Origin of the sequence: Arenicella sp. 4NH20-0111, assembly GCF_040366405.1 — a bacterium.
Lineage (GTDB): Bacteria > Pseudomonadota > Gammaproteobacteria > Arenicellales > Arenicellaceae > Arenicella.
In genome coordinates, this window is record NZ_BAABWF010000006.1 from 112,799 (window position 1) to 132,100 (window position 19,302).

Consider the following 19,302-nt stretch of genomic DNA (forward strand, 5'->3'; position numbering starts at 1 on the left):
TATGAGAAAGTTCATCAAGCACGGCCGTGAGGGCTTTACGTTAATCGAGATTATGGTGGCCATCGCGATTTTCGCTCTGATAGCGGCGATCGCTTTCCCGGCATTGATTCAGTTCTTGGATATACGTGAACGGATCATCCAGAAAAACGACTCTATTTCATCATTGCAGAAAACCTTCACTTTTTTCTCAAGAGACGTAAGCTTTGCCGTAAATCGATTGGGCAAGAATGAATTCGGTGAGGCTGCTGATGCCACGATGTTGGTCGGTGACGACAGTTTAATGGAGCTCACAACCAGTTATCAGGACTTCAATTTGGATGGTTCTGGTGTTCCACGTAAAGTTAAATGGTTGCTTGAAGATGATGAGTTGTACCGAGTTCAGTATCCCGTTATGGACCCTGATGGCGACACCAGAGTGTATCGCCAACGATTGCTGAGCGACGTGAAGGACGTCGAACTAAAGGTTTACAGTATTGAAGAAGGGCGAGATTCTGAGAGTAAGCGCTGGGACGAAGAGACGCGGTTACCTAATATGGTCCGCTTGACGATAGAGATGGAGAGTGGCGTAGAATACGAGCGCGCTTTTACCATGCTCGGCGGAGATCGAGAGGAGGCGGCAAAAGCAGGGGCGAGCTCAGTAGCGGCTCCGCCGAATGGCGAAAGCGGCTCAGGTGATTCTCCAAGTCGGGATGAAAATCCCGGTTCAAGTCCACCTGAAACACAGACCACTTCTTCTCCTCCCCCTCCTCCTCCTCCTTCAATTGAAATCCCTGGAGACGAAGATGGGCGCTAGTCATAGAGTGCAGAACTCATCTTTTAAGCCGATTGCTAAGCAACGCGGGCTTGTCATGTTGATGGTAGTCGGTGTGGTGGTGCTGATGATTACGTTATTGGCGCTTATGCTTGAGGATCAGCATATGTTGATACGCCAAATCGGTAATCAGCGGATTGTAGAGCAGAGCCGCCAATATTCTCATGGACTAAACGCATGGGCCATGAGAGTGCTGCATGAAGATGCAAATCGTCAGATTGATCATTCGAAGGAGAAGTGGGCAAAGTTTGGACGGCCACAGCCTGAAGACGAGGAAGATGAAGATAGTTTTTCACTTGACTCTACCTTGGCTAGAGGCCAAGAAGACGATGAAGAGGACCCCAAAATAGATTTTGGTATTGATACACTCTCTGTCACCATTGAGGACCTTCAGGGGCGCTATAACCTAAATAATTTGGTTGAAGGCGGGGCCAAAGGAAAAGTTAACGTACAGCAAAAACAGGTGTTTTTGAACTTGCTTCAAATTTTAGAGGTTGGCGAGTTCCAAGAAGACCGTGAAGAGTTGTATGCCGCTGTCGTTGATTGGTTAGACGAAAATGATACCAGTGCGGGCCGTGGAGCCGAGAGTGGTGATTATCAGATTAGATCCACCCCGTATTTTGCAGGTGATCAGCCTTTGAGTAATATTGGCGAGTTAAAATACGTGAAGGGCTTTAGTAAGAAAATCATCAGCAAGCTGCGACCCTTCGTCACAGTTTTACCTGTGCATAATGCAAGACTGAACTTAAATTCAGTGAAAACACAGGTGCTCGCGTCTTTAGCGGGCGGAGCGGTTGCCGACACCGCGCCTGCCTCAGGATTTCTTGCTCGCAAAGAGCAGCCGGGGTTTCAAGGCTTTCAAGGGGGGGATATACAAGCCGCCTATACCGCTGTAAATGGGGTGTCGCCGGGCTCAAAAGGCGCGACACAGAATATGTTGCAAGTTAACAGTCAGTTTTTTCAAATCAATACGAAGGTTGAATTAGGGGATACTAAGGTATGCACACGTACCATTGTGTTGCGTCAAAGCGCAAACCCTGAGAAACTCACCGACCAAACCATTACCGTGTTAAGCCGTGAGCAAGACACGATTTGCAAAGAAGAAGCCGAAGACAGCGGCGCCGAAGAGTCAATCATTGATGAAGATTTACGTTAGATTAGAGGCCCCTTTTGAATGGGTGCGAGTAGCTGGTGCTGCGGTTGAAGCATTTGGCGAAGTGCCAAGTTTGGCCGATTATCCAATTACAGCCGATGATGAAGTTATTGGAGTGGTGCCGGGTGAATGGGTAACAACCCATCTTGTCAACTTACCGACCAAGACTCGAAAGCAGTTTAATCAAGCTCTACCATTTGCGTTAGAGGATACGATTTCAGAAGAAATATCTAATATTCACTTCAGCTGTCCCGATTGGAAGCCTGCTACAGAGGTTGCTGTTTTGTCGGTTGCCAAGGATAAGATGAAATCTTGGCAAGATTTAGCAAATGATCACAGGTTACCGATCGCGCAATTGCTTCCTGAATATGCCCTATTGCCATACCATGAGGCGGCGGACAGTTCCATAGCCTTATCGGAGAGTGCCGTGTTCGCCTGCAACAGTGATCTAGGCGGCGTGAGTATTGATGACAGTCTAATTGATGTTTGGTTGATGGATATTCCAATGACGTCAACAATAGCCGTTAATGATGAAGCTCTTACTCAAAAGCTAATCGCAGAGCACCCCAGTAGAGATTTTAGGCATTGGCCTTTTGGGGAAAAGATGCGTCATTGGCTCGAGTATGATGTAAAGTCTGCGGTAGATCTGTGGGGAGACGTTTATCGACCAAGTGTGTCTCAGTTGAGCCTTAGTACGTTAATACGCCCATTGTTCCTCGTGTTAATTGCTTTGGGCTTGTACGTCGGATACGACGTCTATCGATATTTCTCTCTTACTAAGGAAATCAACCACTTAGAAAATCAAATGGTTGAAATGCTGGGAGAAACCTTTCCAGAGGCCCAAGGAATTACCGGTGATGGTGCCAGAGGCTTTATGGAGGCCGCCATCAGTCGAGGGCAGGCTAGGGCGAACGAAAAGAGTGTGCACAGCGCCATGGCCGATGCAGCGAAAGTGTTGAAGAGCATGAGAGCATCCCTGCTGGAGATAAGCTATCAGAATGAGGAGCTAGTATTAACCTGTGTTCTTAATGACTTTTCACAGGTGGATGCCCTTTCTAGACAGTTTAATGCTCGTAAGTTCTTGAGCGCCAGCCTTCAAGGATCTAGTGCTGAAGATGGGAAAGTACTAGCTACTTACAGTATTCGACAGCGCTAGGGGACAATAAGATGAATAACACTATTAATAATTATTGGAAGTCTCTAGAACCTCGAGAGCGTTTAGTTCTAGGGTGGGGAGGCATACTCGTTTCAGTTATTTTGCTTTACGCCTTCGTTTGGGAGCCTTGGAAGTCGGCGTTGACCGATCGCGATAATGTCGTTCACCAATTGCGGCTCGATTCCGTTTGGATGAAGCAACAAACTGAAGCTCTCAAAAGAGATAGTTCCGGAGCGCGTAAGAAGCAATATCGCGGTGCTGATCAGTCACTGTTATCGGTCATTCAACAAACCGCCAAACAGATTGATGTGAATGATGCCATCCAGCAAATGGTGCCCAATCAATCCAATGATGAGGTTCGAGTGGCTTTAGAGGGAGTGGATTTTAATAAGTGGGTACGATGGGTTGATAATCTCTATAAAAACTATGGAGTAGACATTACCTCGATTAATGCTGAAAAAGACGATGAAAAACCGAATGTCGCGGAAATTCGAGTGACATTTGTCCGTTCCTAGGTGCTGTCTATTCGACTCTGAAAGCAAGCTGATTTAGACAGGTTTTGTATCGTTAAAATCTATAAGTACGCAGAGCAGCTCATGCTGCTAACGATGTTGGTCTGGTCTTAGCATCAATTTTTACTGAAATTTAACATTTCTTTTCTCACAACTTGTCTCTCAGGAGACACTAATATATGCTCGCCGAGTGAATAAGTTTTGATTATTGATTAAGGCGTTTATGCGCTATGGGTAGCGGGCCTTAATTATCACGTTGGGTAGGGGAACAAGTTGCTGGGAGCGTAGTTTCCTGCTTTGGCCAATTGCGATTTCGTGATAGGGCTCAGCTCGATGATTGCCTTCATTAACTCTATTTGCAACTTACCGTTCCCCTCACTAACGTTAATATACGTACTTATGGTTGCATCGGTAGACGCAATCATGAACAACCGACCTAAATGCGAGTGTCGTATGACCAACACTGCATGCAAAGCACAATTTTGTGCTTGTGTGTTTCAGCTTGTTGGCGTTTTGTCGCTCGTGCCAACGTCGGTTTCTTACACGCAGATAGTGCGTGCTTTGACGTTGTTTCCGTAGCCAATAGCTATCGTGATACCTTCATGACTTGCCCAGTCACACTTAGGAAAGCCTTTTCTCTACTTCCACGAAACTTAGTAGAACATTTGTAGAACAAAGGGCATATAACAAAAACAACCACCACTACCTGTGAAGGAGGCTCGTCCATGAAACGACGATTTCCCACGTTGCGCTCAACGAAAGTGTGTCTGTCTGCACTTAGCTTGAGTACGGCGTTATTAGCTGGCACTGCTGCCGCACAAAACGAAAGTTATTTTTCCACCCCTGCCAACTCCGGCAATCTAGCCAATTTTGCGGCTAAAGCCAGCGATCTTAAAAATATCTCAACTGATATCTACATCGTTGAGTTTGAAGAGAAGCCTGCGATGGAGTATGAAGGTAACCTTCAAGGTATGGCTGCGACTAAGCCATTAGAAGGCCAGAAACTCGCTATCAATAGCTCTTCAGTGAGTACGTATAAATCGTTTTTGAGTAGTCAACACGATTCAGCGTTGCGCAACTGCGGAATTGAGGGGCATCAGAAAATCTACAGTTATAATGTGGCGTTTAACGGTATGGCTGCGAGAATGACGGCTGAACAAGCCGCCTTGATGCGCACGGAGAAAAACGTTAAGTCCGTACGCAAAGATACGATGCTTCAAATGCAAACTGACAGCACTCGTGAATTCATGAAGTTAACCAAGCGAAGAGATGGTGCGTGGCGTAACGGAATAACAGGCGAAGATGTGATCATTGCGGTTTTAGACTCAGGCATACATCCTGAAAACCCAAGCTTTGCCGATGTCCCTACACCTAAAAGAGGAGATCGAGGTCGTAAAATTGCATACGGACAAGCTCCTGAAAGGTGGGTAGGTGATGAATGTGATTTTGGTAATACTGCCTTCAACCCTGAAGACGTTCCGTTTACATGTAACAACAAATTATTAGGTGCCAGAGCTTATTCTGCAGGCTTTTTGAACGGCGCTGACCCAGCTGTGAGGCTGGCAAGTGGCTCATCATTATCTGCTCGTGATGACAATGGGCACGGTTCCGCCGCCGCATCTAACGCGGCTGGTAACTACGGTGTACAAGCTGTTATTGGTGGAGAAAATGTTGGCGAAGACGTTATGTCTGGCGTCGCACCTCGCGCGCGAATAGCGGCTTATAAGGTATGTTGGGATGGTCCTTTGGTGGATGATCCAGCGACTCCTGCCAACGAAGACAATGATGACGGTTGCGCAAATTCAGATTCCATGGCCGCTATCGATCAAGCGGTTGCTGACGGCGTGGACGTTATCAACTTCTCAGTCGGTGGAGCGTCGGTCTCATTCGGCGCACCCGATGCAAGAGCGTTCTTGAACGCGGCAGGGGCGGGCGTGTTCGTTGCTTCTTCTGCTGGTAATTCAGGTCCAGATAGAGGAACAGTTGGGGCTCCCGCTGTCGCTCCTTGGATTACGTCTGTCGGTGCAGTGAATGATGATCAAAACTTTGCGTTAGCCATAGACGTAACGGCGCCAGCGAGTGTCGCTGGACAAAAAACGGCGATCGAAGGTGCCGGCCCGGTTCAGCTAGAAGATATAGCAACAATCGCTGGTAATGTCGTTGTTGCCGAACCTGCGAACGGCTGTGATGTATTAACCAACCCAGGCGACGTAGCCGGTAATATTGCCTTAGTTATTCGTGGTGGTTGTGGCTTCAACGATAAGTATCTACAAGCTGAAGCCGCTGGCGCGGTAGCCATTGTTGTTTACAATGACGGAACCGCTCCTGATCGTCTAAACCCCTTTGTAATGGGAGGCTTAGATGCTGCACGGACAATACCTGGTGTAATGATTGGTTTTACTGATGGAGATTCCTTAGCTGGTAGTGCTGGAGTTGCTGTAACAATTGACGCCGCGAATGAAGTCTCTTTAGCCAATAGGGTAGTTGATTTTTCATCACGAGGACCTAATCGTGGTGCTTTGGACATCATTAAGCCAGATGTTGTGGCCCCAGGGGTAAATATCCTAAGTGCAGAAACGCCTTTTGAGAATGCTGATGCAGGCTCAGGTGGTGAATCACAGCAGTTTATCAGCGGAACATCGTTCTCTGGACCTCACGTGGCCGGTGCACTAGCATTGATCAAGCAAGCTCACCCTGATTGGAGCCCAGCTATGGCTCGATCAGCGTTAATGACCAGCGCACGTCAAAATGTGATGACTCAGTTTGACGACGCTCAGGCAACTCCGTTTGATATGGGGGCAGGGCATATTGTTCCTAACAATTCGTTTGATCCGGGTTTGGTGTATGACATCACGTTGGATGAATACAACGCGTTCAGCTGTGAAAACAACGCTCAACAGGTGTCGGATGAAACGTGTGATGAACTCGCATCTCAAGGCTTTTCGTTTAAGGCAACTGAGCTAAATCTACCATCAATTGGTGTTGGTACATTGGTCGGTCAAGAGACGATTACTCGAACCGTAACCAGCGCTGAAATGCGTAATCCTTATCGATATTATCAAAAGCGTGCCTTCTACAAAGCTGTTATTGACGCCCCTGAAGGTGTGAATGTTACGGTCAGTCCTCGCTATTTGGCGTTACGTCCTGGTCAATCAAAAGACTATTCGGTAACGTTTGATGTGCAAGATGGTACAAAGTTTGATGAATTCACCTTTGGTTCAATTACATGGGTGGAGCTTGGCAAGCGTCGTAAGGGGCAACGTAAGAAACGTAATAAGTATCATTATGTCGTTAAGCACAATCAAAACTATGGCTATAACTCTTATGGCTATGATTATGATGATTACGACTATGGGTACGGTTATGGCCGGAATCACGGTTGGGGTCATGGAAGCTATTTCTACTTCTTCGATGATCTATTTTCGTACCTTTTCGACTACGCTCGCGAAGCGTATAGCCCTATTGCCGTTCGACCAGTAGCCTTGTCGGTTCCTGACTCGGTTAATGCGTCAAGCGATTCTATTCAACCTGGTACAGGCGAAGCATCCGTTCCTGTTACGTTTGGTTACACTGGAGATTACACGGCAGGGTTACTAGGACTGGCGCCGTCTATCGCGTTCCCGAACTCGATTACCGCGGCGGATGGCTTAAAGTTTGATTGTTTTGACCTTCCAGCTTTCGACCATCTACGTGTGGCAACTTACGATGATGAAACGTCTGCACCCGGGATCGACGATATAGACCTCAGAGTGTTTACAACTGATGACTGTGCTTCGTTTGCTAATCTTCAACAGGTCGCAGCATCCGCTAATGGAGGGTCTACTGAGTCTATTGATTTGGCTAATCCTACAGCCGGTGGCTATATTTTCGTTGTTGACTATCGAGATGCCGCTGCAAGCGATACCGTTAACTATGTGGTAAACATAACGCCAATTGTTGGTGATAGTGGTAATGCTGTTCTGGCTGCTCCTGCCTCTGCCGTTCGTGGTGAAACGCAAAACGCGATTATCAGTTACGCAGGTCTAGCTCCAGCTCGCTATACTGGAGTAGTAACTCACAGTGATGCGAATGGCGAGATCGCGCGAACTACCATCGACGTAGAGGTGCCTGTCGCGGCTACTCCGTAGATAGTTTGCTGTTTGGTCTAGGAGCCGCAATGCTGGCTCTTAGACATAGAAAAGCCAAACGTCACTTCTGCGTTTGGCTTTTTTAATGGGGATGCTGGCTGCTGCTAGCCAAAAAAAAGGAGGCTTCTAGCCTCCTTCTTTTAGCGATTTTTACGACTTTATCTAAGTGAATTAGTTCAATGTCGGATATTCTTCTGAGCCGACTTTGACTGTTCTAGATCATTTGCCGTTCTTTAATTTCGTTCAGCGTCTTACAGTCTACGCACAGCTCAGCCGTAGGGCGGGCTTCGAGTCGGCGAATGCCAATCTCGATGCCGCATCTGTCGCACCATCCATAGTCATCATTATCAACTCGAATGATAGTCTGTTCGATTTTTTTCAAAAGTTTACGTTCTCGATCTCGATTACGTAGCTCCAAAGACATGTCAGTTTCCTGGCTTGCTCTGTCATTTGGGTCGGGGTGATTGATATTTTCATCCTGCATCAAATGAATTGTGCGTGACACTTCTTCGAGCAAATTTTGCTTCCAAGCAACCAAAATATTACGAAAGTGATCAACTTGATTAGGGTTCATGTATTTTTCACGTGCCTTTTCTTGATAAGGCTCAATTCCGTGAATTAAATTGTCAGCCGAGTTATCGGCACTATTCATTGTTTTTTTCGTCACTTTTAATACCAATTCACTTAAATAGTAGATTCTTAGATTAGACTTTTGCAACCTGTAGTGCGTTAGCCGCCAAAGTCGTTCGATTAAACCATCAGTAATTTACGGTCTAATTTGCATGCTTAGAATCGTCTGAAAAATGGAGCAGCATTCTTACATGAAAGACACACTCTAATCAACATCAACGCGAACGTTAATGCGTATTACTCGTGTCAGTGAATGAGCTGATGAAAACGCCACTACTAAACTATCTGTCTATATGTATAATCGTTGTGTCAATCAGCTTAGTAACTATGTGGGTTTTACTCAGTTGAGTGACTTAACAACCTGTGAAAAGTTGGGGGTATTTTGAAAAATATCAAGCCGAAAGGGGGGCTAATTTTTCTCGACGCTTCCAACAAGTCTAGAGTGATGCCCATCGTCACTTTAAATAAGTATAAAAAATTGTGTCATAGGGGTGACAGGCCTAGTTAATTTACCTAGTCTGTTACGCTCTCAACGCAATTTTTGTATCAGACAAATAAAATTAATAAAATATGACCAACGTAAGTTGTTACGGATAAAGAGGTTCAAGTATGAAATCATCAGTAAAATTAGCAGCATCCATCGCATTAGCTCTTGGCTTAGTAGCGTGTGGCAATCAAGAAGAAGGTTCATCAATCGGTAATGCAATTGATGCGACCAAAGAAGCGGCATCGACTGCAGTAGACGCAACATCAAATGCCGTTGATTCTGCAGCGGACGCTGTGGCTGAAACAGCGGGTGATGCTGTCGATGGTGCGAAAGACATGGCTTCTGGTGCGGCGGAAGCGGTAGGCGATGCAGCCGAAGGCGCAGCAGACATGGCTAAAGATGCGGGCTCTGCCGTGGCAGAAGGTGCCAGTGACGTTGTTGATGGCGCGAAAGATATGGCTTCAGGTGCGGCGGAAGCCGTGGGTGATGCCGCTGAGGGCGCGGCTGACATGGCCAAAGATGCAGGTTCTGCTGTTGCGGAAGGTGCTGGCGACGTTGTCGACGGCGCAAAAGAAGTAGCTGGTGATGCGGTAGACGGAGCTAAGGAAATGGCGTCGGACGCTGTTGATGGCGCAAAAGAAATGGCCAGCGATGCTGTTGACGGAGCGAAAGAAATGGCAAGTGACGCTGTTGATGGTGCTAAAGATTCAGCAAAAGACGCTGTCAGTGACGCCGTTGACGAAGCAAAAGAAGAAGCCACAGAAGCGGTTAAAGACGCTGCTGAGAAGTAGGGTTAGATTAACGCTTTTGTTGTTCTGACAAAACGAGGCCCCGCTGCTCGATGAAAGCAGCGGGGCCTTTTTTGTTGTTATAGAATTAAGAATCACGTTTAAACACAGTTTGATATTTATGAATGATGAGCCCGTCACCTTCAATACAGTGACTGAAAAACTATTGTCTGAAACAGCCCTTTTCCATTGGCATGATTTGCAGAAATTTTTTGCCCAAGGTGTCGTTCTATGGGTTGATGAATCTCTTGACCTGGTTAGTGTTGCCAGCATGTTTGCAAACGATGATTCAAACCAATTGGAACCTTTACTTGAAGCATTGAAAATTCGGCAACCTACTAATGACCAGGCAAGACAATGGTACGGAGATGACGTTGAGTTATGGTCTGTGGTCGTCGCGCCGTATGTATTGGTTCAAGAGTTCGCGGAAAACAAGAAATAGGCCCAAAAATAGTGAAGGCTATCAATGACTTATTTTGGTCTGACTGTCTCTTTTAGGATTACGGAGGGTTTGTAATATTTCTGTCACAACCGGATCGTAGGATATGCACAGTTTTTAGATAACCCCCAAATCATCCTCAATAGGAGATAATTGTGAAAAAACTTGCATACGGCCTAGTGGCTGCAGCAACAGTTGCGAACATTTCAGTAGCCTCGGCTCGTGAGACAATCAGCGTTGTTGGATCTTCAACAGTATATCCTTTCGCTACTGTGGTAGCGGAACGGTTCGGTAAGTCATCAGATTTTAAAGCGCCAAAAGTCGAATCAACTGGTTCTGGTGGCGGTTTGAAGCTTTTCTGTAAAGGTGTTGGTGAAGCTAATCCTGATATCACCAATGCGTCTCGTCGTATTAAAAGCAGTGAATTTGAAAAATGCCAAAAGAATGGCGTTACGGACATCATCGAAGTTCTTATCGGTTATGACGGTATCGTTTTAGCAAACGCTAAAGGCGCGGCTCCTATGGAGCTTAGTCGTAAAGATATCTACCTAGCGTTAGCGAAAATGGTTCCTGGTCCAGATGGTAAGTTGATCGACAATCCTAACAAAACTTGGAAGGATGTTAACGCAGCACTACCAGCGACAAAGATTGAGGTATTGGGCCCACCACCAACATCCGGAACTCGTGACGCGTTTGCTGAACTGGCTCTTGAAGGCGGTGCTCGCAAAATTGAAGCAATTGCTAAGTTGCGTAAACTCAAAGCTGATCAAGGCGATGAAATCGCTGCATTGGTTAAAACCTTAGGTGCAGAGGCCGCTTGGGCAGCTGCCGTTAAGAAGAAAGGCGAAAAAGCAAAAGGTAAAGACGTCGTTAAGATCATTGGACGTTCAGTTCGTGAAGACGGTGCGTACATCGAAGCCGGTGAAAACGATAACTTGATTGTTAATAAGCTTGTTGCTAATCCAAGTGCTCTTGGTATTTTTGGTTTCAGCTTCTTGGATCAAAATTCAGATAAAGTTCAAGGCTCTGTCATTGACGGTCAAGCGCCTACGTTCGACGCCATTGCCGGCGGCGACTATAAAGTAAGCCGTCCGTTATACTTCTACGTGAAGAAAGCTCATATTGGAGTGGTTCCTGGAATCGAAGAGTATTTGAATGCTTTCGTTTCTGAAGACGCGATTGGTCCAGACGGCTACTTGGTTGACAAGGGTTTAATCCCGCTGGGCGATGAAAAGTATGAAGATATGTCTTCGTCGGCGAAAGCGCTTAAGAACCTTGAGCTGTAGAGCGTAAAATTGAAAGTGAATTACTTTCTCCTCTCGAATAGGTTTTCTGCTTAGTATCCGCTAAATTTTAACGAAAACCGGATTTGAACTTAACGGGTGAGTAAAATACTCACCCGTTTTTTTTATGTCTATTGCAATCTTACTGTAAAATCTAGCTGTTAAAGTTTATGGTATTGACGCTGTTGAGGGGTTGGTGGCGAGTTCGCTCGTATGGTCTCAATAGTTTTTGGTTTGTCAGTTCAAATCATCACCATAAAAAACAAAAACATAGAAATAGCGAATGTCATTATCTACCTTATTAATTGTTGTGTTGGCCGGTGCCGCTTCGGCGTACTTTTTAGGCCGCACAAGATCGCACCAAATTGCAAAGCCCGTGGGTGGGGTTCGCAATTTGGCCGCCTTACCGAATTACTATGCCAGTTTGATGGGGTTATGGGCGTTGTTACCTGCGTTGCTGCTTATTGGCCTGTGGTCTGTGTTCGACGGTGCCATTATCGATTCATTGGTCCAAGCCAGTCTGCCCAATGATGCAAAACAGTTGAGCAAAGAGGACTTGGGCCTGGTCATGAGCCAAGTCAGCAACGCCGCTCAAGGAATTGGTGGCGTTGGAAATCTAGGTGAGGAATACTCTCCAGCGATACAACGGCTTACGAGCCTCAATCAGGCCAGCGAAAAATACATGCCGATATTGGCCCTTATTATTCTCGTTGTCGGAGGGTTGTTAGGTTTTAGAACCATCAAGGCAGACAATAATGCGCGTTACCCTGTAGAGCGCGTGTTTAATGCCTCGCTGATAATTTGTTCGAGTATCGCTATTTTTACAACGTTTGGAATCGTCTTTTCGGTACTCTTTGAATCGATTCAATTTTTTCAGAAAGTGCCTTTCACTGAATTCCTCTTCGGTACTCATTGGAGCCCTCAGATCGCGATAAGGGCGGATCAAACTGGCGCATCTGGGTCCTTTGGGGTGATTCCACTGATCGTTGGTACCTTGCTAATTTCATTTATCGCTCTTCTGATAGCCGTTCCAGTAGGGTTGATGTCGGCAATTTATCTGTCTGAGTACGCATCTGCTCGTGTGCGAGGGGTGGTTAAGCCTGCGCTTGAGATACTTGCCGGTGTACCTACGGTTGTTTATGGTTTTTTTGCCGCGCTCACAGTCGCACCAGCGATAAGAAATATCGGTGACGCAGTAAGAGATTGGGGGGCAGAAAATGGATATACGATGTTAGCGTCTTTGAACGTTTCCTCTGAGAGTGCTTTGGCCGCTGGCATTGTTATGGGCGTGATGATCATTCCTTTTGTGTCTTCTCTGTCAGACGACGTTATTAATGCGGTGCCTCAAAGTTTACGCGACGGCTCATACGGTTTGGGTGCCACGCAATCTGAAACAATTAAAAAGGTGATTTTCCCTGCGGCCTTACCTGGCATTGTGGGAGGGATCTTACTTGCTGCATCGCGGGCCATTGGCGAGACAATGATCGTCGTCATGGCCGCAGGTCTGGCGGCGAATTTGACGGTAAATCCATTGGAAGCCGTAACAACGGTAACTGTACAAATCGTTACCTTATTAGTGGGTGACCAAGAATTCGACAGTGCTAAAACGCTCGCTGCATTCGCATTAGGGCTGTTTTTATTCGTAATCACATTAGCGCTTAACGTCATTGCGTTGCGTGTTGTTAAGAAATACAGAGAACAATATGACTAATTCTAAAAGCACCGCTGAACGTCGTTCGGCGCAACTGGCAAAGCGGCATAGAGCTGAGTCAAGATTTAAATGGTTTGGACGCATTTCGATAGGCTTTGGCTTAGCGTGTGTGCTCTTTCTTTTTACCGATATTATCAGTAAGGGTATCGGCGCTTTTACGCAAACCTACATCAATATCGAAATCCCATTTGATGAAACTCAGTTGGGTTTGAATCAGAACAGTACTGAAAAAGAGATTAAGGCTGCATCATTTAACTCATTCTTTCGAAAGGTTTTACGTACGCAAAACCCTGAAGTGACAGGTCGCAAAGATAAGCGAGCGCTTTACGCTTTGTTTACCAGTGACGCCCCCCTTATCTTAAGAAACATGGTGTTGGCCGACCCTTCAATTTTGGGTACCACGCAAAAAATTTCGATCGTGGCTGATGATGACTTTGACACGTACTATAAGCACAGCTATGGGCGTGATTTGGCTGAAGGTGAGGTCATCGGTAGATTAAGTGACTCTCAAATAGCGTTGGTCGATAAGTTTGTTCAAGCGGGTAATGTAGAGAAACGTTTTAACACTATATTGTTTAGTAATGCGGATTCGCGTGAGCCAGAACTGGCGGGAATAAAAGGGGCGATCATGGGGTCATTGTTGACTTTGTTCGTGACGTTAATTCTTTCCTTTCCAATTGCCGTGGCCACCGCTATTTATTTAGAAGAATTTGCTCCTAAAAATAAAATCACTGATTTCATTGAAGTAAATATTAACAACCTTGCGGCCGTCCCATCGGTAATCTTTGGTTTGCTTGGTCTCGCTGTGTTTATTAACTTCTTTGGAATGCCAAGGTCAGTGCCTCTTATCGGTGGCTTCGTTCTCACCCTAATGACATTGCCGACCATTATTATTTCGAGTCGGGCTGCTATTAAGGCAGTTCCGCCCTCAATAAGAGATGCGGCGCTGGGTATGGGCGCATCTAAAATGCAAACAGTGGTTCATCATGTACTACCATTGGCTATGCCTGGGATGTTGACCGGTACCATTATTGGGATGGCCCAAGCTCTTGGAGAAACGGCTCCATTGTTGATGATAGGCATGGTAGCCTTTATTGTAGATGCACCCGCGAGCATTACTGACTCCGCTACGGTGTTACCAGTACAGATCTTTTTATGGTCTGATAGCCCAGAACGTGCCTTCGTAGAAAAAACCTCTGCGGCAATTATGGTACTACTGGCTTTTCTAATCTTTATGAACAGTTTGGCGGTGTGGTTGCGAAAGCGACTTGAACGCCGCTGGTAACCCGCAAATAATGTCTCTTGGATAAATATAAATGAACACTGCACACAATCCTATGTCTGAAATTGCAAAAGAAACTTACGAAACGGTCGGTCAGCCATTGTTGAAAGACCCCAAAATGCACGTTCGAAATACCAATGTATTTTACGGTGAAAAGCAGGCGATTTTCGATGTGAATTTGGATATCGGACGGAACCAGGTGATATCTATGATCGGGCCATCCGGTTGCGGAAAATCAACTTTCTTGCGTTGTCTTAATCGAATGAATGACACCATAGATATTTGTCGCGTTGATGGCGAATTGAAGTTAGGTGATCTGGACATCTATGATAAAAAAATTGATGTCGTCGAGCTAAGAGCGCGTGTTGGAATGGTTTTCCAGAAGCCTAATCCATTTCCAAAATCGATCTATGAAAATGTGGCATACGGAGCGCGTATTCACGGTTTAACTGACAATAAAGTTGAGCTAGACGAATTGGTAGAAAAGAGTTTGCTTAGATGCGGTTTGTGGAAAGAGGTTAAAGATCGATTAGATGAGCCAGCGACGGGCTTATCTGGTGGGCAACAGCAACGCCTTTGTATTGCGCGTGCCATTGCGGTAAACCCGGAGGTTATTCTGATGGATGAACCTTGTTCGGCGTTAGACCCTATTGCCACGGCAACAGTAGAAGAACTGATTCACGAACTGAGCGAGAATTTTACAATATGTATTGTGACTCACTCGATGCAGCAAGCAGCTCGTGTTTCAAAGCGTACGGCGTATTTTCATCTGGGTAAACTCATCGAAGTCAATGACACTTCAACGGTGTTTACTAACCCTCAACATAAATTGACAGAAGAATATATTACTGGCCGGATCGGCTAGGGATAATTAGATTCGGAATAAGATATGAATAATAATATTAAAGTCGGCGGTCATATTTCCCGCCAGTTCGATGAAGAACTTGATGAGATTCGTTCCCGCGTGTTGAAAATGGGAGGTCTTGTTGAAGTTCAGTTAGACAAGGTATTGGATGCCTTGCGCGACGGAGATAGTGCCGCAATTGTTGATGTTGAGACATTGGATGATGAAATCAATGATCTTGAAATGCAGATTGATGAAGAGTGTACTCAGATTCTAGCTAGGCGGCATCCTGCGGCTGGGGACCTTAGACTCATCATCGCAACAACCAAGTCCGTCCGAGACCTTGAAAGAATTGGCGATGAAGCTGAGCGTGTGGCAAATATGATTCGTCATGCCATGGATCATGACGCGTCAAAGAAAGCATTTAAAGGTCTTCAGTCCCTGACTGAGCATGTGAAAGAATTGCTTCATGAAACACTTAATGCATACGCCCGCATTAAAACCAGGAGCGCCGTAAAATTGATGCGCAAAGACCAAGAGATCGACGATGAATACTCTCGGGTTGTTGTTAGGCTCATCGAGTTCATGAAAAAAGATCCCAATAATATTGCAGATGGGCTTGATGTTATGTGGGCTGCACGATCGTTAGAAAGGATTGGAGACCACTGCATTAATATTTGCGAGAACGTAATCTATCTGGTCGAAGGCCAAGATATTCGTCACATTGATTTGGATGAGGTTAGTGAGCAACTGTCCTAGTTAGTAGTTAGTCGAATTTATAAGGCTAATCGATTCACGTCGATTAGCCTTTTTTCGTTATACTCATGGCATTAAGAAAATCATTGTTATGAGGATTTCAGGTGGTCAGTATTCGAGAAATACAAGGTGATTCGCTGAACTCACCTTACGCAGGGCAACCAGTTGTTACCAGGGGTGTTGTTACAGGGATTGTCAGAAAGGGGTTTTTTATCCAAACCCCAAATAAGGAATGGGATGGAAAAGGGTCAGATGCGATCTTTGTGTACAGTCCTGACTATACGACCACAGTCGGTGCTGATGTAGAAGTGTCAGGTACCTGTGTGGACTTCTTAAAGGACGATGATGCGAAGCCGGTTACTCAAATACACCTCGAATCGCTGAAAGTTAATCGGTTGTCTGGTGAGAAAATCACACCGATTGAATTCACCTCAGAGTTATTGAAAGTCACCAATCTAACGCTGTCTCTGACCTTGAACAGTATGGAGGGAATGCTGATGACGATAAAGAGCGGAAGTACTTTCATCGCTCCCAGCAACGCTTATGGGGACTATGTTTTAGCGCTGCCGGAACAACTGCAGGAGGCAGATGTCATCACAACCGACGATGGCGGTGTGATTGTCGAAGGTTCAAATCCATTGCGCTGGTTCCCTGGGTTCAGGGTTACTAGGTATGATTTCGCAAGGCGAGTGAATCTGGGTTCAACCCTCAGAACATCGGTGACTGGTCCGCTAAACTACAGAGTTGGCGCCTACCAAATGGCAGTGAGTCAGGACTTTGAGTTTGATCAAAATTATGTTGATATAACGAAATCCAACTTGGTGCCAGAATCAGATTCTATAACGGTAATGACACTTAATTGTTTTAACCTAGATCCGCATGTTGAGTCTGAGAAGAGCGTCACAAACCCTAGACAAGATGTGGACGACGACTGGGGAGAAGGTCGGTTTCACACCTTAGCTCAAGCAGTAGCACTGCAAGCTAATGTGCCTGACATCGTTGCGTTACAGGAAATTCAAGACAACGATGGCGCTGAGCTAACGGAAATTACAGCCGCGAACGAAACCTATGAATTGCTCATAAAAACGATTGAGCAGTTGTCTGGAGTGGAATATCACTGGGTTGATGTTAATCCTGAGCTGGGTATGGATGGAGGGCAGCCGGGCGGAAATATTCGAAATGGTTTTCTTTATAATCCAAATAGAATCGAGTTGTTGGCTCATAGCACTAGAGTATTGGGGAAAGATAACGCCAGCTACGAGGACTCTAGAAAACCGCTTGTGTGCGAATTCATTGAGAAAGGGACGGACAATCATCTCACCATCATTAATGTTCACTTGGCTTCTAAGCGGCATCAATCGAGTATTTTTTCTCCATCAAACCCAGGTGTGGATGGCAAACTGAGTGTTCGTACCGAGCAGGCACGAGTGATCTTGGAGGAAACGATTAGAATCGGTCAGCGAGGGCAAGACTATTACGTAACCGGAGATTTTAATGACGGTGAGAACAGTGAGCCATTGCGCATACTGGTTGGAGAAAGCAGTCACAATCTTGTCTTTGACTTAGATCCGCAAGAACGATATGACTATAATCACCGCGGAAAACTCCAGGTATTAATGCACGGCGTTGTTTCTAAAGAAATGCATGTAAAGGACAGAGCAGAATACGAGATTATTCATGGCAATGAGCTGATCGGTATAGAACCAGGCACCGAGACGGATAAACCCAGTGATCACGCCTACGTTATTGCGAAGATATCGTTTTAGACATTCAGTTTGATTTGTCGGCTCTATCCAGCGCGCAGTCGTAGATTAGGTCTTTTCTCTTAGTTGGTGAATACGTTTCTGGGGAGGCTCATCAGGGTTGTGACCGCCGCTAGATGCCGCGCTTAAAAGGCGTTAAACACAACGAGTCAAAGATGCTTTCGAATTGCAATATGGCCGCTAATCGTCTCTGCTTCTTTTTGTCTGTTTGTTAAAATCGACCGCGTCGACTGGTAATACCAATGGGGCCTCTGGGGATTGTGATTTGTTGCGGATTACCGTTACGTTCTATTTCCAATAATACACTTTGACCCTGATCACCCAAAATCGTCATTTGATTGAGTTCTCGAATGTTAAACACTCTGTTTCCGTTGTAGGACAAGATTCTGTCTCCTGCTTTTAAACCAGAATTGAACCCAGGCGAACCCTCAAGGACGGAAGACACGCCCACCGACGTTGGTAAGCCATTTGCTTCAAGATACCGCTCATAATAATCCACTCCCAATGCTTCTTGCAGTTGCTGAGCCTGGCTCTTCTGCAATGTTCCTTCTGCTTGCTGACGCAAAGCTTGTTTTCGCCTCGCATCATATTGAGCTTGAAGCGAATCCAGTTGCACTTGGCTTTCGGCTTGGAGAACCCAGTTTGCTTCATCCTCAGCGAAACCGTTTTGCAGTAAATGCTGCTTCCTCGGGTTGGATCCTCTGCTAACTTGAATTTGCTCACGAAACGCTCGAGCTTGTTCTGCCCGAGCATTGTCTTCTAGCAATTCGTTGGGAGATTGATCCTCAGCGGTTACGGTCGGTGCGTGCTGTGTGGTTTGTGACATTGGCAAGGGCGTGATGCTTAGGGCTAAAGACTCCAATTTTTGCTCAAGCTCTCTTCTTGCTTGAGTTTCACCTCCCAGCCTTTCTGTTAGGTTATCAAGCTCTTCGATGAGCTGTGCGTTCGATTTATAACCATCACCATTAGTGCCGATCCCTGAAAACTGGCTTGATAATCCAATAGTTAAAATGCTCGCAAACAATGCCGCTAAAAAAGCTATCACAGTAGTCTGTTTTTCTAGCATGCTCTTCCTCCAGGAAATAGTGACTTTCTTGACTATTGTAGACCAGAAAGTGTGGCGTTCGATTACAGTGACAACATAGTTAAGAGGAGGATGTAGGAAGCTGTGCTTGCATTCGTGCCTGAGGTAAACATTCGGCGAAGTTAAATCAAAACCCCATGCTGTAATCGAGCGTGAACCTCTTTTCTTCTCTCTCTTTTTAATGCCGGCGATACTCATTGATCTGTCCATATTGTAGTCGCGATAGCACCGTCTGGCTGATGTGTTTTTACTCCAATTCCCTCCAACCCATATTGACGCTTTTAGTCCAGACAGAGGGTTGACTTGAGAGGCTTGTGCGTGGCGAAATTTTCCTCAATCCTTTTAATGTCTGAGCAGCTCTGAAGTTTGAGTAGCATTTATTCTTTGGGCTTGCCAAGATCGAGCCAAAGCTGATGGTCGGAGTTTTACTTACACCCTTTACAGTTGACGGCTGGATCCATTGTATTTCCTTTTTA

The 19,302-nt window shown here is 45.8% G+C and carries 16 protein-coding genes; 13 read left to right on the plus strand and 3 right to left on the minus strand.

All coding sequences use genetic code 11. The features are described from left to right. Position 1: 1 nt before the first annotated feature. The 4 genes from gspJ to ABWW54_RS13395 are packed head-to-tail and all read left to right on the plus strand — an operon-like array spanning position 2 to position 3,635. The gene (gspJ, locus tag ABWW54_RS13380; RefSeq protein WP_353412847.1) at positions 2-793 is read left to right on the plus strand and encodes a type II secretion system minor pseudopilin GspJ; all 792 of its coding nucleotides are present in this window, start codon (positions 2-4) and stop codon (positions 791-793) included. Then, complete coding sequence (gene gspK / locus ABWW54_RS13385) at positions 783-1,967, plus strand: type II secretion system minor pseudopilin GspK (RefSeq protein ID WP_353412848.1); 1,185 nt, start codon at positions 783-785, stop codon at positions 1,965-1,967. Before gspJ ends, gspK begins: the two co-directional genes overlap by 11 nt. Continuing rightward, entirely contained in the window at positions 1,951-3,120 is a 1,170-nt protein-coding gene (gene gspL / locus ABWW54_RS13390) for a type II secretion system protein GspL (protein ID WP_353412849.1), read from the plus strand. The genes gspK and gspL overlap by 17 nt, the downstream gene beginning before the upstream one ends. Before the next feature lie 11 nt (positions 3,121-3,131). After that, positions 3,132-3,635: a type II secretion system protein M gene (locus tag ABWW54_RS13395; protein WP_353412851.1), complete on the plus strand. Its 504-nt coding sequence runs from the start codon at positions 3,132-3,134 to the stop codon at positions 3,633-3,635. A 248-nt stretch (positions 3,636-3,883) separates the two neighbouring features. Here the strand turns inward: ABWW54_RS13395 and ABWW54_RS13400 are convergent, their stop codons facing one another. Next, the gene (locus tag ABWW54_RS13400; protein WP_353412852.1) at positions 3,884-4,057 is read right to left on the minus strand and encodes a hypothetical protein; all 174 of its coding nucleotides are present in this window, start codon (positions 4,055-4,057) and stop codon (positions 3,884-3,886) included. Between the two features lie 300 nt (positions 4,058-4,357). Here ABWW54_RS13400 and ABWW54_RS13405 point away from each other — a divergent pair, with 300 nt between their 5' ends. Next, on the plus strand, positions 4,358-7,759 hold the full coding sequence (locus ABWW54_RS13405) for a S8 family serine peptidase (protein ID WP_353412853.1): 3,402 nt from the start codon (positions 4,358-4,360) through the stop codon (positions 7,757-7,759). Positions 7,760-7,973: 214 nt separating this feature from the next. Here the strand turns inward: ABWW54_RS13405 and dksA are convergent, their stop codons facing one another. Further along, positions 7,974-8,411 carry an RNA polymerase-binding protein DksA gene (dksA, locus tag ABWW54_RS13410; RefSeq protein ID WP_353412855.1) on the minus strand — a complete coding sequence of 146 codons (438 nt, stop codon included), beginning with the start codon at positions 8,409-8,411 and terminating at the stop codon, positions 7,974-7,976. A gap of 587 nt (positions 8,412-8,998) precedes the next feature. Here dksA and ABWW54_RS13415 point away from each other — a divergent pair. The 8 genes from ABWW54_RS13415 (at position 8,999) to ABWW54_RS13450 (ending at position 17,745) form a co-directional block, all read left to right on the plus strand. After that, positions 8,999-9,667, plus strand: a complete 669-nt coding sequence (locus ABWW54_RS13415) for a hypothetical protein (protein WP_353412856.1) — start codon at positions 8,999-9,001, stop codon at positions 9,665-9,667. A gap of 118 nt (positions 9,668-9,785) precedes the next feature. Next, on the plus strand, positions 9,786-10,106 hold the full coding sequence (locus ABWW54_RS13420; RefSeq protein ID WP_353412857.1) for a DUF2288 domain-containing protein: 321 nt from the start codon (positions 9,786-9,788) through the stop codon (positions 10,104-10,106). A gap of 149 nt (positions 10,107-10,255) precedes the next feature. After that, entirely contained in the window at positions 10,256-11,389 is a 1,134-nt protein-coding gene (locus tag ABWW54_RS13425) for a substrate-binding domain-containing protein (protein WP_502907818.1), read from the plus strand. A gap of 280 nt (positions 11,390-11,669) precedes the next feature. Further along, on the plus strand, positions 11,670-13,097 hold the full coding sequence (pstC, locus tag ABWW54_RS13430) for a phosphate ABC transporter permease subunit PstC (protein ID WP_353412860.1): 1,428 nt from the start codon (positions 11,670-11,672) through the stop codon (positions 13,095-13,097). Then, positions 13,090-14,382 carry a phosphate ABC transporter permease PstA gene (pstA, locus tag ABWW54_RS13435; protein WP_353412861.1) on the plus strand — a complete coding sequence of 431 codons (1,293 nt, stop codon included), beginning with the start codon at positions 13,090-13,092 and terminating at the stop codon, positions 14,380-14,382. The genes pstC and pstA overlap by 8 nt, the downstream gene beginning before the upstream one ends. 31 nt (positions 14,383-14,413) lie before the next feature. Continuing rightward, positions 14,414-15,244, plus strand: coding sequence for a phosphate ABC transporter ATP-binding protein PstB (gene pstB, locus ABWW54_RS13440; RefSeq protein ID WP_353412862.1), 831 nt, complete (start codon positions 14,414-14,416; stop codon positions 15,242-15,244). Positions 15,245-15,268: 24 nt separating this feature from the next. Beyond that, a complete protein-coding gene (phoU, locus tag ABWW54_RS13445) occupies positions 15,269-15,982 on the plus strand; it encodes a phosphate signaling complex protein PhoU (protein ID WP_353412863.1) in 714 nt (237 codons plus the stop codon). Between the two features lie 101 nt (positions 15,983-16,083). Beyond that, positions 16,084-17,745, plus strand: a complete 1,662-nt coding sequence (locus ABWW54_RS13450) for a DUF8508 domain-containing protein (protein WP_353412864.1) — start codon at positions 16,084-16,086, stop codon at positions 17,743-17,745. 208 nt (positions 17,746-17,953) lie between these two features. Here the strand turns inward: ABWW54_RS13450 and ABWW54_RS13455 are convergent, their stop codons facing one another. Continuing rightward, a complete protein-coding gene (locus ABWW54_RS13455) occupies positions 17,954-18,808 on the minus strand; it encodes a PDZ domain-containing protein (protein ID WP_353412866.1) in 855 nt (284 codons plus the stop codon). Between the last annotated feature and the right edge of the window lie 494 nt (positions 18,809-19,302).

What these genes read in the sequence shown, in the direction of transcription:
- pstC (WP_353412860.1), top strand. Translation starts at nt 11,670, where the DNA reads ATGTCATTATCTACCTTATTAATTGTTGTGTTGGCCGGTGCCGCTTCG.
- pstB (WP_353412862.1), top strand. Translation starts at nt 14,414, where the DNA reads ATGAACACTGCACACAATCCTATGTCTGAAATTGCAAAAGAAACTTAC.
- ABWW54_RS13415 (WP_353412856.1), top strand. Translation starts at nt 8,999, where the DNA reads ATGAAATCATCAGTAAAATTAGCAGCATCCATCGCATTAGCTCTTGGC.
- dksA (WP_353412855.1), bottom strand. Translation starts at nt 8,411, where the DNA reads ATGAATAGTGCCGATAACTCGGCTGACAATTTAATTCACGGAATTGAG.
- ABWW54_RS13420 (WP_353412857.1), top strand. Translation starts at nt 9,786, where the DNA reads ATGAATGATGAGCCCGTCACCTTCAATACAGTGACTGAAAAACTATTG.
- gspJ (WP_353412847.1), top strand. Translation starts at nt 2, where the DNA reads ATGAGAAAGTTCATCAAGCACGGCCGTGAGGGCTTTACGTTAATCGAG.
- ABWW54_RS13395 (WP_353412851.1), top strand. Translation starts at nt 3,132, where the DNA reads ATGAATAACACTATTAATAATTATTGGAAGTCTCTAGAACCTCGAGAG.
- ABWW54_RS13455 (WP_353412866.1), bottom strand. Translation starts at nt 18,808, where the DNA reads ATGCTAGAAAAACAGACTACTGTGATAGCTTTTTTAGCGGCATTGTTT.
- gspK (WP_353412848.1), top strand. Translation starts at nt 783, where the DNA reads ATGGGCGCTAGTCATAGAGTGCAGAACTCATCTTTTAAGCCGATTGCT.
- ABWW54_RS13400 (WP_353412852.1), bottom strand. Translation starts at nt 4,057, where the DNA reads ATGATTGCGTCTACCGATGCAACCATAAGTACGTATATTAACGTTAGT.
- phoU (WP_353412863.1), top strand. Translation starts at nt 15,269, where the DNA reads ATGAATAATAATATTAAAGTCGGCGGTCATATTTCCCGCCAGTTCGAT.
- ABWW54_RS13405 (WP_353412853.1), top strand. Translation starts at nt 4,358, where the DNA reads ATGAAACGACGATTTCCCACGTTGCGCTCAACGAAAGTGTGTCTGTCT.
- pstA (WP_353412861.1), top strand. Translation starts at nt 13,090, where the DNA reads ATGACTAATTCTAAAAGCACCGCTGAACGTCGTTCGGCGCAACTGGCA.
- gspL (WP_353412849.1), top strand. Translation starts at nt 1,951, where the DNA reads ATGAAGATTTACGTTAGATTAGAGGCCCCTTTTGAATGGGTGCGAGTA.